This is a genomic window from Streptomyces chattanoogensis, from assembly GCF_001294335.1.
GTDB classification, from domain to species: domain Bacteria; phylum Actinomycetota; class Actinomycetes; order Streptomycetales; family Streptomycetaceae; genus Streptomyces; species Streptomyces chattanoogensis.
This window is the reverse complement of record NZ_LGKG01000207.1, coordinates 1-13,856: the sequence shown is the minus strand read 5'-3', so window position 1 is coordinate 13,856 and position 13,856 is coordinate 1. Positions and strand designations below refer to the sequence as shown.

At 69.5% G+C, this 13,856-nt stretch carries 10 protein-coding genes; 5 read left to right on the top strand and 5 right to left on the bottom strand.

What is annotated here, in order from left to right:
- The first annotated feature begins 94 nt into the window (after nucleotides 1–94).
- The 5 genes from ADL29_RS38620 (at nucleotide 95) to ADL29_RS38600 (ending at nucleotide 7,345) form a co-directional block, all read left to right on the top strand.
- Nucleotides 95–2,422 carry a cache domain-containing protein gene (locus tag ADL29_RS38620; RefSeq protein ID WP_053928144.1) on the top strand — a complete coding sequence of 776 codons (2,328 nt, stop codon included), beginning with the start codon at nucleotides 95–97 and terminating at the stop codon, nucleotides 2,420–2,422.
- Nucleotides 2,423–2,435: 13 nt separating this feature from the next.
- Complete coding sequence (gene pgsB / locus ADL29_RS38615; protein ID WP_053928143.1) at nucleotides 2,436–3,773, top strand: poly-gamma-glutamate synthase PgsB; 1,338 nt, start codon at nucleotides 2,436–2,438, stop codon at nucleotides 3,771–3,773.
- Nucleotides 3,770–4,252, top strand: coding sequence for a poly-gamma-glutamate biosynthesis protein PgsC/CapC (locus ADL29_RS38610; protein ID WP_053928142.1), 483 nt, complete (start codon nucleotides 3,770–3,772; stop codon nucleotides 4,250–4,252). The genes pgsB and ADL29_RS38610 overlap by 4 nt, the downstream gene beginning before the upstream one ends.
- A 55-nt stretch (nucleotides 4,253–4,307) precedes the next feature.
- Nucleotides 4,308–5,360, top strand: a complete 1,053-nt coding sequence (locus ADL29_RS38605) for an NlpC/P60 family protein (protein WP_053928141.1) — start codon at nucleotides 4,308–4,310, stop codon at nucleotides 5,358–5,360.
- Nucleotides 5,361–5,431: 71 nt separating this feature from the next.
- Complete coding sequence (locus ADL29_RS38600) at nucleotides 5,432–7,345, top strand: ArnT family glycosyltransferase (protein WP_053928140.1); 1,914 nt, start codon at nucleotides 5,432–5,434, stop codon at nucleotides 7,343–7,345.
- Nucleotides 7,346–7,366: 21 nt separating this feature from the next.
- On the opposite strand, the gene ADL29_RS38595 is transcribed toward ADL29_RS38600, so the two are convergent.
- The 5 genes from ADL29_RS38595 to ADL29_RS45850 form a co-directional block, all read right to left on the bottom strand.
- Nucleotides 7,367–8,182 (bottom strand): AfsR/SARP family transcriptional regulator, encoded by an 816-nt coding sequence (locus ADL29_RS38595; protein WP_078971607.1) that lies wholly within the window; start codon nucleotides 8,180–8,182, stop codon nucleotides 7,367–7,369.
- Between the two features lie 493 nt (nucleotides 8,183–8,675).
- Nucleotides 8,676–9,227 carry a YciI family protein gene (locus tag ADL29_RS38590; RefSeq protein WP_053928138.1) on the bottom strand — a complete coding sequence of 184 codons (552 nt, stop codon included), beginning with the start codon at nucleotides 9,225–9,227 and terminating at the stop codon, nucleotides 8,676–8,678.
- Between the two features lie 139 nt (nucleotides 9,228–9,366).
- On the bottom strand, nucleotides 9,367–10,179 hold the full coding sequence (locus tag ADL29_RS38585; protein ID WP_053928137.1) for a phytanoyl-CoA dioxygenase family protein: 813 nt from the start codon (nucleotides 10,177–10,179) through the stop codon (nucleotides 9,367–9,369).
- Between the two features lie 309 nt (nucleotides 10,180–10,488).
- Complete coding sequence (locus ADL29_RS38580) at nucleotides 10,489–12,990, bottom strand: amino acid adenylation domain-containing protein (RefSeq protein ID WP_245689830.1); 2,502 nt, start codon at nucleotides 12,988–12,990, stop codon at nucleotides 10,489–10,491.
- Nucleotides 12,954–13,856: condensation domain-containing protein (locus tag ADL29_RS45850; RefSeq protein WP_053928135.1), on the bottom strand; the 903-nt coding region annotated here is incomplete at its 5' end. The genes ADL29_RS38580 and ADL29_RS45850, both read right to left, overlap by 37 nt.

The following is a 13,856-nucleotide window of genomic DNA, read 5'->3' as shown; positions in this document are numbered from 1 at the left end:
TGCTCCACTGTTTTCCCTGTGCCGAGAGGACGCTGCCCTGCACCAGGTAGCCGCCCGCGCGCCCCGTCGACACCGCACCCGACGCCGCGCCGACATGCCCCTACTCGGGGGCGTCCGCCCACCGATCGCCGCACTGCTCTGCGCGCTCCTGGTGGTCGCCGCGTTCTTCGCGCTCGGTCTCGGCACCGTTCATGAAGAGGACGTGCCCCAGGCCGTACGCGACGGAGAACGTCAGATCGCCGCCGACACCGCCACCTCGGTCGCCACCTCCGTCAACGCCAGAGCCGCGGCGCTGCGCCGCTCCGCGGCTTCGGTCACGCCCGCCGCCGACAGCACCCCGGCGCAGGTGATGAAGTCCCTGCTGACGGAGGGAGCTTCGGCCGGACGTTCCGTGAAGGGCGGGGTGCTGCTCGCCCCGAAGAGCGGCAAGCCGCTGGCGGCCCGCGGTGAAGCGGTGCCGCTGACCGGGGTGGACGTGACCGCCCTGGCGCGGTCCGAGGCCGACGGCCTCACGCCCCGGCTGGCCACTTCGGACAGCGCCGAACCCCGGATGCTGTTCTTCGCCCACGTGTCCGTACCCGTTCCGGCGCGCAACAAGGACGAGAACGCCGACCAGGCGGCGGACCTGGCGGGGAAGCAGGGGAGTGGGGTGCGCGAACTCCTGCTGGTCGTCTCCGAAAAGCTCCTCGCGCCTCCGGTGCACGGGGACGGGCGCTCCGGACAACTCGTCGACCGGCACGGGAAAGTGCTCGCCACCGCCGCCGACGGCCCGGTCCCGGCGGCCGGCACCGACAACGATGCCCTGCTCGCCGCGGTGGAGAGCGCCGCGAACGCCGGTCCACGGACCGTCGGCGCCTCCGGAAGCCTGCTCGGTGCCGCCCACGGCGGCTTGCGCAGGGTCGCGGGCTGGGCCTCGGTGGCCGCGGACGACGGGAAGGACGTCACCTCCGGCCTGGGGCTGACGATCCTCACGTTCAGGGACGTGCCTCCGGTGAAGGGCGGCCCGGACTACACCCGCTTCGCCCTCATCGCCGCAGGCGCGCTGGTGGTCATCGCCGTGCTGGTCACCATGGCGCTGTGGTACACCGTGCAACGGCCGCTGCTCCGGCTCCATCTGTCCGCTGCGCGGCTGGCCAAGGGCGCTGCCGCGGAGAGCCTCGAGGCACGGGAGGTCCTGGCGCGGCCGGTGCCCCTTCCCGCCTTCGGCGAGCTGAGCAGGGTCGGCCTGGCGCTCGAGTCGATTCGCCGCCGGCTGAACGGTGAGCCGGGACCGGGGCCTGGGCAGCCGGAGCGCCGACGCCCCGGTGTCCGGTCCGTCATTCTCGTCTGCGCCCTGCTGATCGCCACATGGGGGGTGCCGCTGCTGTTCCTGGTCAACCGGGTGGAGGCGGGCAAAGCCGTACCGGCCGCCGCCATTGCCGACCAGCAGGCACGCACCGAGGCCGCCGCCGACCGGGTGCGGCAGATACTGGGCCAGAGCTACACCGACCTCGCGGCGGTGGCGTCGGACATCTCCGGGCAGTCGCACGAGCGGGCGGCGGACGCCCTGCGCAGCGCACTCGCCGACCATCCCAAGTACCGCTCGCTGTATGTGCTGGACCACACCGGCGCCATCGTGACGAGAGTGGGCAACGAGCCGCTGCGCACCCTCGTCCACGCGCCGACCGGCAGCGGAATCACCCAGGTCAACACCTCGGGCAGAATCCCCGCGATCGCCGCCTACGCCCAGATCCCACCGGCCAAGGGCGCCAAGGACGCCGCCCCGGCCGTACTCTTCGCCGAGATCGACGTGGACGCGCTGAACAGCCTGCTGTCCCGGCCGGGGCTCGGCAGTGTCTGGCTCACCGACCAACGTCACCGGGTCCTCGCGGCCAGCGTCGGCTTCCAGGCCTTCCAGGCGCTGCCCAGCCAGGGCTTCACCCGCCTGGTGACCAGGACCGAGACCGCGCCCGGGACTGCGGGCAGCCCGGTGTCGGCCGTGGTGCATGCGGAAACCACACCGGGTGCCGGCCCGTCGGTCGCGGCCGCCGCGCCACTGGCGCAGACGGGGCCTGCCGCCGGACTCGGCTGGCGGGTGGTCTCGGCGGAGCCCGCCGCGGCACTCAAACTGACCGCATACCAGGCCCAGGCGCGCACCACGCTGGCCGGCCTGCTCGCCCTGACCGCAGGCATCGCCTGCCTGGGCTGGCTGCACATCGTGGTGGTCAGGCCGCTGCGCGCCCTTGCCGGGTACGCGGAGCGGCTGGCCGGCGGCGACCGTCGCACCGTGCTGTATCCGGTCCACCACGACGAGTGCGGCTCGGTGACCCGCAGCCTGGAACTGCTCCGGCAGGCACTCGCGGACCGGGACCGCGCCGGTGGAGCCGGTCCGGTCTCTGTCCCTGCCCAGTCGTCCCCACGCGAAAGTGCGCCGCGGCCGTAAAGGATCAACTGACGTGCTTTTCCTCTATGTTGTGCTGCTGCTGAGCTGCGCGGTGCTGTTGGTCGCCGGTGTGCTGGAACAGCGCCGCCACTACGCCGCACTGGCACAGATCCCCACCCGGGTACTCGTCAACGGCATTCGCGGCAAGAGCTCCATCACCCGGCTGTGCGCCGGGGCACTGCGCGGCGGCGGCCTGGTGACCGTGGCCAAGACCACCGGCACCGCGGCCCGGTTCATCCACCCCGACGCCACCGAGGAGCCGGTCTACCGCAAGTTCGGCATCGCCAATGTCGTGGAACAGATCGGCATCGTCCGGCGCGCCGCGGCATACCGGCCGCACGCGCTGGTGATCGAGTGCATGGCGGTGATGCCCGCACTCCAGGAGGTCAACCAGGAGAAGCTGATCCGCTCCACCATCGGCGTGCTGTGCAACGTCCGCGAGGACCACCTCGAGGAGATGGGCCCCACGCTGGACGATGTGGCCCGCTCGCTCTGCCGGTCGATGCCGGCCGGCGGGATCTGTGTCACCGCCGAACAGGAGCGGCTGCACATCCTCCAGGAGGAGGCCGACAAGCGCGGCTGCCGCCTGATCGCGGTCGATCCGGAGTCGGTGACCGACGATGAGCTGCGCGGCTTCAGCTGGTTCACCTTCAAGGAGAACGTCGCCATCGCGCTGGCGGTGGCGGAGCTGCTCGGCGTGGACCGGGGGACCGCGCTGCGCGGTATGTGGGACGCACCGCCGGACCCCGGCGTGCTCTCCGTCGAGCGCTACCGCACCCCGGACGGCAAGCGGCTGCGCTTCGCCAATGTCTTCGCCGCCAACGACCCCGAGTCGACGCTGATGAATATCCGTCAGCTCGAGGAGCTCGGCGCGATCCGCCGCCCGCTCAACGTGGTCATCAACTGCCGCCCGGACCGGGTGGAACGCAACGGGCAGATGGGAGCGATCGTCCCCCAACTGAACCCGGAGACGGTCTTCCTGATCGGGCACCCCACCAAGAGCGCCCACGACGGCATCCCACCGGGCGCGTCATCGGCGCGGGTGGTCGACCTGGGCGGCGAACGGCGGGACGCGACCGAGCTGACCCGCGACCTCCTCGCCGAACTGGGCCCCGACTCCTCGCTGGTGGCCATCGGCAACATCCACGGCCAGGGCGAACTGTTCCTGGAACGCCTCGGCGAGCTGCCTGCGGACGAGACCGCCGAACCGCTCGCCCCGGCGCCGCCGCCCGAGCCGGAACCGTACGGCTGGGTGGCGCCGCTGGACGGCCCGGATCCCCACTCTCATCTCCCCAGCCCGGCCTCCACCGGCCACTACGCCCCGCACGACCCGACAAGGAAGCCGCTATGATCCCCGTCACCGTCACCCCGGAGACAGCCGCGCTGGGGATCGCCCTGGGACTGGTCTTCTCGCTGGTGTGCTACCTGACCACCAACCTCTCTCCCGGCGGCATGATCACCCCCGGCTGGCTGGCGCTGACCCTGGTCACCGACGCAGGCCGGGCCGGACTGATGATCGGCGTCACGGCGCTCACCTTCCTCGCGACCAAGCTCCTGCAGCGCCAGGTGATCCTTTACGGGAAGCGGCTGTTCGCCGCCGTCGTGCTGTGTGCGGTGGTGCTGCAGACCACGGTGATGTTCGCGCTCCAGCACGAGTTCCCCCTCCTGTACAGCGCACAGACCCTGGGCTTCATCGTGCCGGGTCTGATTGCCTATCAGCTGATCCGTCAGCCGTTGGCGGCCACCGCGATCTCCACCACCGCGGTGACCCTGGCCACGTATGTGGTGCTCGTCGCCGGACTCCTGCTGGGGGCACTCCCCGCCGGCTGACCGGCCGGACCGTCCGCATCCGCCGCCCGCCCATCCGCACGTCGAGGAGGTCACCATGGGCACCGACCCCACCCCGCGCCGCGGCCCCAGCCGCCGTCAGGTCCTGAGCGGCGTCGCCGGTCTGGCCGTGGCTGCCGGAGCGGTCAGCGCCTACGCACGCTACCGCTTGCAGCATGACGATCCCGGCAAGCCGGAGGACGACTTCACGGCACCGACCGGCGGTTACCACTTCGAGCGCCGCCGGACACCCGCCCGTACGGTGGTCCGCGCCGCCGACGGCCGTGTGCTGGGCACCTTCACCGACGGTGCGCGCACCGCACTGCTGGCCGGTCCCACCCGTAGCTGGAGCGAGCCGCGCACCACCAGCGCGGTGGTGCGCAGCAACGCCTGGGTACGGCTGATGCCCGACGGATGGCGGCAGGGCAAGGAGGACACCCGGTGGTTCCGGGAGTGGTTCCCCAAGGCCCTCGCCGACCGGAGCCCGGACGTCATCGGCGTGGCGTTCCAGTACGGCGACGGGGCGGCCGACCGCCACACCGCATCCGGCCTGCGCTACGCCGGCAAGGCCCACTTCGGACCGCGGGTGGACGGGCAGTTGCCGACGTCGTTCCACTACCGCGACGAGAAGTCGGACTTCTACGACTACCTCGGCGTCCCCTGGACCTTCCCGGACGGCACCCGCAAGGATCCGGAGGAGGCGCGCTACGGCGACGTGGACTGCTCCGGCTTCATGCGCCTGGTCTGGGGGTACCGCATGGGGTACCCCATGCACTCCACCAACCTGCAGGGGGCCGGCCTGCCCCGCCGGGCCTACGCCATCGCCAGCCGGGGCCCGGGCGTGCTGCTGATGCCGAACACCGGCCGGCGGCCTGCCGACATCAGCCTGCTGCAGCCCGGCGACCTGGTCTTCTTCGCCATCGACATCGGCAGACCGCACGGTATCGACCACTGCGGCATTTACCTGGGGCCGGACACCAACGGGCATCCGCGCTTCTACTCCAGCCGCGCGAGGGCCAACGGACCCACCATGGGCGACCTCGCCGGCCGCGCGACGCTCGACGGCGACGGCTTCTATGCCCAGGGGCTGCGCATGGCCCGCCGCCTGTGAAGCCGCCGCCGCCCCCAGCCTGACGCTTCCCGACCGCTCCCAGTCTGATGCTCCTTCCGAGAGGCCCCGCCATGGCCACCACCCCCGTCACCCAGGGCTCCACCGACCGACGCCGCTTCCGCGTCACGGGAGGCAGGCAGACCAGCCCACAGCAACCGGCGCTCAGCAGGTGGGAGCTGCAGGCCCTGCTGCTGATCCTGGCCCTGGCCGCGGTGCTCTACGCCTGGGGCATCGGCCATGCCGGGGTGCACCCCTACTACGGTGCGGTCGTGCGGTCGATGGCGGCGAACTGGCATGCCTTCTTCTTCGGCGGGCTGGACCCGAGCGGCTGGATCACCCTGGACAAGATCCCCGGTGCGCTGTGGCCGCAGGCTCTTTCCGTGAAGCTCTTCGGGCCGTACGACTGGGCGGCAGCACTGCCGCAGGCGCTCGAGGGCATACTGGCCGTCTGGCTGCTGCACCGGATCGTCCGCGCCTGGGCGGGCCCCCTGGCCGGGCTGCTCGCCGCGCTGGTGCTCACCCTCACCCCGATCACCGTCGCGCTGAACCGGCACACCATCCCGGACACCCTGCTCGTCCTGCTGCTGGTCCTCGCGGCGGGATCACTGCAGAAGGCGGTCGGCAGCGGCAAGCTGCTGCCGCTCCTTGCCTGCGGAGCCTGGGTGGGGCTCGCGTTCCAGGCCAAGATGCTCCAGGCCTGGCTGGTCCTGCCCGTCTTCGCCGCGGTGTACCAACTGGCTGCTCCCGGATCCCGGCTGGACCGTGCCTGGCGGCTGCTGGCCGCCGGGGCCACCGCACTCCTCGTCTCCTGCTCCTGGCTGCTGGTGGTGTGGGCGACACCCCCCGAAAGCCGCCCCTACATCGACGGGACCACCAACAACAACCCCTTCACCCTCGCCTTTGGGTACAACGGTCTGAGCCGCTTCGGCGATGACCCGCACGCGCTGGGCGCCGTGGCCGGCACCACCGCCAGCCGCACCAGCGGCAACACCGGTTGGACCATGCTGGTCAACGACATCGTGGGCCCGCAGATCTCCTGGCTTCTGCCGCTCACCGTACTGGCCCTGGTACTGGGACTGTTGTGGCGTGCGGGGCAGCCGCGCACCGACGGGCGGCGCGCGGGGTTCCTGCTGTGGGGCGGCTGGCTGGCGGTGCACGTCGTGGTCTTCAGCACCTCCAACGGCAACCACGGCTACTACACCGCCGTACTCGCCCCGGCCCTGGCCGCCCTGACCGGTGGGGGAGCGGCCCTCTTCTGGGCCGAGTACCGAGCCGGCGGCAAGCGCCGGAGGGCGCTGCCCGCCGCGATCGGGCTGACCGCGCTGTGGGCTGTGGTCATCGACGGTCCGCACGGCAGGTTCGCGCCCTGGCTGCTGCCGGTGGTACTGATGCTCGGCCTGTGCGGCACCGCCGGCCTGTGGTCCAGCGGGCCGCGCACCACGCCGCGGGCGCTGCACAGCGCCCTGGCGGCAGGCATGGCGTCCGTACTGCTCGCTCCCGCAGTCTGGGCCGCCTCCTGCCTGGACTCCCGCTACGCGGGCTCACCGATGTCGCCGCTGGCCGGGCCGGTCGGACCCGGCTACCGCGAGATGCGCCACCACGGCACCAAGCCCCGGCCCCACGCCCTGAACACCCCGTCCGTGCGGGACGCCGCACTGCTGAACTACCTCACCGCGCACCGTTCCGGAGAGAAGTACCTCCTCGCCACCCAGGCCGCCTACGGCGCCGAGCCGCTGCTGCGCGCCACCTCCCAACCCGTCCTGGTCATGGGCGGCTTCACGGGCCTGACCCCGTACCCCGCCGCCCACCACCTCAACACCCTGGTCTCCGCCCACGAACTCCGCTACGTGCTGCTGACCACACGCCGCCCGTCCACATCGGCGGTGTTCTGGGTGAAGCAGAACTGCACTCGCGTGCCGCCGCGCGCCTACGGTCGGATCGCGGACGGAAGCTTCACTCTCTACGACTGCGCCCCAGGAGTCTGACCTGCCGGGCCACAGACAGGGTCAGCCCAAAGCCAGCGGCACTGCATGCAGTTGTCTACCGCGGAGAGCGTGCAGGTAGATGCGCTGGGTTTCATCATCCGGAGGCACCTGCAGCTCGTCGCGGAGCCGCTTGACACACAGCCTGTACCACCGCTGCACCTGGGCCAGCTGGCCCAGTTCGGCATGCACGGAGATGAGCATGCGATAGGAATCCTCGTGCAGCGAATCAACCGCCAGCATGCGTCGGCACAAATCGATCACACTGAGGTGATCGCCCTGCTTGAGGTGCCGCGCCGACAGGAATCCCAGTGCGAAGAGTTGACGGCTCCTCAACCACTCGCGCTGGGTGGCGGCCCAGTCGTCCGGCAGGCCCGTCAGGAAATCCCCTTGGTAGAGCTCGACCGCCTGGCCGTAAAGCTCGTCCGCGAGGTGGAGGTCACGCCTTTTCTGGGCCTCGTGCGCTCGGTCGACCAACGATTCGAACTCGCTGAAGTCGGTCCAGGTGTTACGGGTTTCCAGCCGGTAGCCGGACTCGCAGGTAAGCACCTGAAGCGAGGAACTCAGACCCTCCGCATTGTGCCGCTTCTGCGCCTGCTGCAGGATTTTCCGGAGCGCATGCACCGCCACCTTGAGTGCGCTGGAGTTGGTCGAGCTCAAGGCGTCGGGCCAGAGTGCATCGTAGAGAATGTCACGTGACACTGTCTGATCTCGGTGCAGCAATAAGAATTGCAGCAGTTTGCGGGCCTTGCCGGCATGCCATCTTTCAACGGGATCTCCGTTGAAGGAAACGTTAAAGGTGCCAAAGGTACGTACCGAAATGGTACAGTCGCCGCCCATAAAGCTGTCCAGTGAACCCTTCTCGGTAACGTCTCGCCGCGCTTGGTGATACTGGCCGTGCCCCGCGGGGGTCGCCCCGGCCCTCAACTCCCGTGCAGCACAAGGCCCCTGGTCGGAACGATTCTGCTGAAGATTCGCCGACCGAGGGGCCTCGTATGGCCAGAGGTGTCACATGCACAGTCGTGCGGGGCGTCGGCACAGGTCACCCTGGAGCGTCGTCGCCGCTTCTTCGACGGCACCCGGATCCGCCAACTGGCTCGCGACAATGCCCCGTTCCCCCCGCCGGCAACCGCTACCTACACACGGGCACCACCGTCCTCGTTGGAACCGCCCGTGTCAATACCTTTGAGCCATAGATAGCTTATATAGGGATAACTCGCTCTTATGCTGGGATAACTTGGCCTTATGGCATGCTGGTTGGCGGGAAAGCAGGCCTGACAGTGTTGCGCCGCTGGGGCACACCATCAGCAGGGGCAAGGTGCCTGGCCGCGGTTCATGACGGCCGTCCGCCGAACTGCCAGTGGTGTACCTCGATGGCGGCGTACCGGCCCGGGGTCAGGACGGCGCGTGCCGTGTCCGGGGCCGGTGCCCGCAGCAGCGCCGCCGTACCCAGCCAGGTGGCACCGTCATCGGACAGCAGCGGCCCGTATGCGATCAACTCGTCCCGGCCGGGCGGCGCGGCGAGATCGGCGGCCTGCCCCTCGCCGAAGCCGAGCACCAGATACCGGTTGCCACCGGTCTCGCCACCGGGGAAATCCCACATCGTGCGCCCCAGCGTGTTACGCCACCGGCGCAGCAGCACATCGCGGTACACCCCGGCCTGGTAGCCGGGCTCGTCGAAGGCGAACGCGCGGGCGGCGGCGGCATCGGGGAGGTCGAGTATGTGCACGCTGCCGGTGGGGGCGTCGCGGTCGCTCGTGAGGGTCGGGCCGCGAGCGATCATTTCCGTCACGTACCGGTCCATATAGGACCGGTGCTCTTCCAGCAGCTCGTTACGCAGTGGCAGGGAGTCGGGCCGATCGCGGTGGTAGCAGAAGAATTCCATGCCCACAGTCTTCATCACCGCGCTCGGCGTTCTCGGCCCTGTGCCGGAAAGGCATACCGGAAAGACATAAGGCCGAGAACGAGGCCGAGAACAGGACTGAGAACGAGGCCGAGAACCTGGAGGGGGCCGCGAGCAGAACTCACAGAGTGTTCGTCGCGACCGCGGCCAGCGGTGTGGTGTCCCTGCTCACGAGGAACTCCGGTCGGCTCAGCCGCTCAGGGGCGTTGCTCACGGCGTTGTAGGTCACCAGCAGAAGCGCCCGACGATCGGCTGAGAGGTTGTTGGACGACGAGTGGACGATCGTCGGGTGGAAGGCATAGAGCGAGCCCGCCGGCCCCATCGCCAGCGTGGTGCCCGACTCCTCTGCGAGAGCCTCGGCGCGCGGGTCGGGGACGGTGTGCTCCAGGTCCGCCGAGACGTGCTTTCGCCAGTTGCCTCCGCCCCCACGGTGCGTCTCCTCCGCCTCCGCTTCGATCAGGCCCTGCCGGTGGCTGCCCGGGATGATACGCAAGGGGCCGTTCTTCTCGTGGACCTCGTCGAGGAGGACCGCGATATTGACCGCCTTGTCCGCGGGCATTCCGTCTTCCCGGCTCCAGAAGGCGAAGTCCTGGTGCCAAGGCCACGCGGCGCCCTCCCCGGGCTGCTTCATATTGACCTTGAACTGGTAGACGTATACCGGCTCGCCGAGCACTTCCTCGGCAAGGCCCAGCAGCGCGGGCAGTCGGACGAGCCGACGGCAGACATCGTCGAACAGATGGCACCCGTGAATTCCCCGCACGGTCCGGGTGCCCTCCTCGTACACGACCTCGGGCCGTTCCTGCGCACCCATGGCCTCGACCCGGGCCGTCACGCGCGCGACGACCTCCTCGTCGAGGACCTCCGGCGAGAGGAACCAGCCGTCCCGCTCATAAGAGCTCCTGATGCTTTCTGACGTGCGAATCGTGTCGGTCACGGCGCCTCCCGGCACTCGGGCTGGATAACGGAGAACGTGGTGCCTTGCAAACTGGTCAGGCCGTGGGATCGCTGGTGGCCTGGAAGGAGGGATCGGCGGGGAGTGTGACCGGCTTTCTCCGAACCGCCCCGAGCGCATGGGGAGAACGCGTCGATGTCACTGGGCGCTCCGGATGGGCCGCGACCACCCGCAGCAGGGAAACGAACTTTTCCGCGAGGTCGTGAATCGTGGCAGGGTCGAAGAGGTCGACGCTGTAGCGAAGCTCTCCGGTGACTCCGTTGCAGTCCCCGTCCGGGGACTTCGATTCGGTCAGACGTCGAAGGGCACGTCCTGGTGGCTGAAGGCTTCCAGGTCCACGTCCCGGACCCGTTTCAGCAGTTCCTCGAAGGTGGGGTTGCCCGAGGTGTCGACGCGTAGCACCAAGGTGTTGACGAAGAAGCCGACCAGGTCGTCCAGTGCCTTGTCGGTGCGGCCGGCCGTGGGAGCACCGAGGGGGATGTCGTGTCCGGCCCCCATGCGGGTCAGCAGGGTTGCCAGCGCTGCCTGGAAGACCATGAAGAGACTCGTTCCGGTCCGCTGGGCCAGTCCGGTCAGTTCCTGGTGCAGTGCGGCGTCCAGGACCACGGGTACGAGATCGCCGCGATGCGAACTCACCGCCGGGCGGGGGCGGTCGTACGGCAGGGCAAGCTCGTCGGGGATGCCTGCGAGCGCCTCCTGCCAGTACCGCAACTGCCGGCTGACCAGGCTCTGCGGATCGGACTGCGAGCCCAGCACCTCTTCCGGCTCCAGAACCCGCTGCCAGGGGATGCCGCCCTCGTCGACGAAGACGGTCCGCAGGCTTTCCTGCCGCATCACCGTGTCCCGCAGCGCCGTACCCAATGCGTCCCGGTCGACGGCACCACGCAACCGCAGTGCCACAGGCACGTTGTACGTGCCACTGGCGTCCTCGAGCTGATTGAGGAACCACAACCGCTGCTGCGCCAGGGAAACCTCCACCGGACCGGGTCGGTCCTGGTGAACCAAGGGGGGACGCGTTTCCTCGTTGCTGCTGATGATCTTCATCAGGGAGGCCACGGTCGGTGCCTGGAACAGCGCCTTGAGCGGCAACTCCACGGAGAACGTGGAGCGCACGCTGTTGATCAATTTGGTGGCGAGCAGCGAGTGGCCGCCCATGGAGAAGAAGTTGTCGTGCAGTCCGACCTGTGCGAGGCCGAGGACTTCGGCGAACAACCCCGACAGGATGCGTTCCTGCTCGGTGGCGAGCGTGCGGTGTGAACCGCCGGCCTCGGCATCGGACGAGGTGTGGCTGGGCGCGGGCAGTGCTCGCCGGTCCAGCTTGCCGTTCGCGGTCACCGGAATGGCGTCGAGTGCCACCACCGCGGAAGGGACCATGTACTCCGGCAGTCGTCCTGCCGTGAACTCCCGTACAGAAATATCCAGTTGACGCTCATCGGCGGACGGTGAGGCCGTGCCGTCCTTCTTGTGCAGGCGGCTCGTCGGGACCACGTACGCGACGAGCCGCCGGTCGCCGGGGACGTCCTCGCGCACCACGACCACCGCGCGCCCCACCCCTGGGGTGTCCAGCACCGCCGCCTCGATCTCGCCCGGTTCGATCCGGAACCCGCGGATCTTCACTTGGTCGTCCACCCGGCCCACGAACTCCAGCACCCCTTCGGGGCTCCACCGGACCAGGTCCCCGGTGCGGTACATGCGCTCGCCGGGCGGACCGAACGGACAGGCCACGAGACGCTCGGCAGTCAGTCCAGGGCGGTTGTGGTATCCCCGTGCCAGACCTGCGCCCGCGGTGTACAGCTCGCCCATCACGCCCGGCGGAACCGGTTCGAGGTTCTCGTCCAGCACATACACCCGGGTGTTGCCGATCGGCCGCCCAATAGGCACCGCGGCGTTGTCCGCCAGGTCGGCAGCTCGCACGGTGTGGGTCGTGGTGAAGGTGGTGTTCTCCGTCGGCCCGTAGCCGTTGACGAGGGTGACCGAGGGGGCCGCTGCCAGCACCGCACGGCAGTGCGCTGCGGCGAGCACATCGCCTCCGGCCAGCAGATACCGAAGACCGGCGAAGGCTTCCGCATCCGCGTCGACCGCCTGGTGGAACAGTTCGGCTGTCAGCCACAGTGCGGTCACCTTGTGTGCGGACAGGAAATCGCGCAGCTCCACGCTCGACAGCAGTTCCGTAGGGGGAATGGCCAGGGTTGCGCCGTTGAGGAGCGTTCCCCAGATCTCCAGGGTGGCCGCGTCGAACGACACCGAGGACATCTGCGCGAAGACGTCGTCGGGGCCGAGTTCCATGAAACCCGCACCGTGAACCAGGCGGATCACTCCGGCGTGGGGGACCGAGACCCCCTTGGGCTGACCGGTGGAGCCCGAGGTGTAGACGAGGTAGGCCAAGTGGCCCGGCAGGAGTGCCACGGTGCGCTCGGCTTCGGTGAGGTCGGCGGACGGCAACGTCGTCAGCCGGTCGGCCACCGCGGGATCGTCGAGCGCGAGCATCTCGGTGCCCGTGTCGAGCGCCGCCCGCCGGATCGTCTCCGCAACGGTGCCTGCCGTCACGATCACGGCCGGCCGCGCGTCGGCGAGCAGGAACGCAATGCGGTCCGTCGGGTACCGCTCATCGACGGTCAGGTATGTCCCGCCGGCCTTCAGGACGGCCAGGAGCACGGAGATGAGTGCGGCCGAACGTTGCACGGCGACCGCGACCACGGATTCGGGTCCGACGCCGTGGTCGATGAGCGAGCGTGCCAGGCGGTTCGCCTGTGCGTTCAGTTCCTGATACGTCCACCTGGCCTGCCCGTCCACCAGCGCGATCGCTTCCGGAGTACGGGCAGCCTGCGCCTCGAACAGATCGGGGACGGTGCCCGCAGGCACCGTGCGGGTGGTGTCGTTCCAGTCGCCGAGAATCCGCACGCGTTCGTCAGGAGAGAAGAGCTCGATCTCACCGAGCGCCTGAGCCGGATCCGCGGCCACCTCTTCGAGAGTCCGGACCAGCCGCTCCGCCAGCGCCTCCACGGTGCTCCGGTCGAACAGATCGGTGGCGTACTCCAGGTACCCGGGTCGAAGGGCACGTCCTGGTGGCTGAAGGCTTCCAGGTCCACGTCCCGGACCCGTTTCAGCAGTTCCTCGAAGGTGGGGTTGCCCGAGGTGTCGACGCGCAGCACCAAGGTGTTGACGAAGAAGCCGACCAGGTCGTCCAGCGCCTCATCGGCGCGGCCGGCCGTGGGAGCACCGATCGGGATGTCGTGTCCGGCCCCCATGCGGGTCAGCAGGGTTGCCAGCGCTGCCTGGAAGACCATGAAGAGACTCGACCCGGTCCGCTGGGCCAGTCCGGTCAGCGCCTGATGCAGAGGAGCATCCAGGACCACGGGTACGAGATCACCATGCTGCGAACCCACCGCCGGGCGGGGGCGGTCGTACGGCAGGGCAAGCTCGTCGGGGATGCCTGCGAGCGCCTCCTGCCAGTACCGCAACTGCCGGCTGACCAGGCTTTCGGGATCCGACTCCGAGCCCAGCATCTCCCGTTGCCACACCGCGTAATCCGCGTACTGCACCGCAAGGGGCTCCCATGGGGGCTCGCGCCCCTCGGTCCGTGCGCGGTAGGCCGTCGACAGATCCCTGAACAGGGGCTCCAGCGACCAGCCGTCCATCGCGATGTGATGCATGGCCAG

Excerpts from the sequence above, each read along its gene's own strand:
- ADL29_RS38595 (WP_078971607.1), bottom strand. The coding sequence starts at position 8,182 with ATGGGCGGCGACTGTACCATTTCGGTACGTACCTTTGGCACCTTTAAC.
- ADL29_RS38600 (WP_053928140.1), top strand. The coding sequence starts at position 5,432 with ATGGCCACCACCCCCGTCACCCAGGGCTCCACCGACCGACGCCGCTTC.
- ADL29_RS38620 (WP_053928144.1), top strand. The coding sequence starts at position 95 with ATGCCCCTACTCGGGGGCGTCCGCCCACCGATCGCCGCACTGCTCTGC.
- ADL29_RS38590 (WP_053928138.1), bottom strand. The coding sequence starts at position 9,227 with ATGGAATTCTTCTGCTACCACCGCGATCGGCCCGACTCCCTGCCACTG.
- ADL29_RS38605 (WP_053928141.1), top strand. The coding sequence starts at position 4,308 with ATGGGCACCGACCCCACCCCGCGCCGCGGCCCCAGCCGCCGTCAGGTC.
- ADL29_RS38610 (WP_053928142.1), top strand. The coding sequence starts at position 3,770 with ATGATCCCCGTCACCGTCACCCCGGAGACAGCCGCGCTGGGGATCGCC.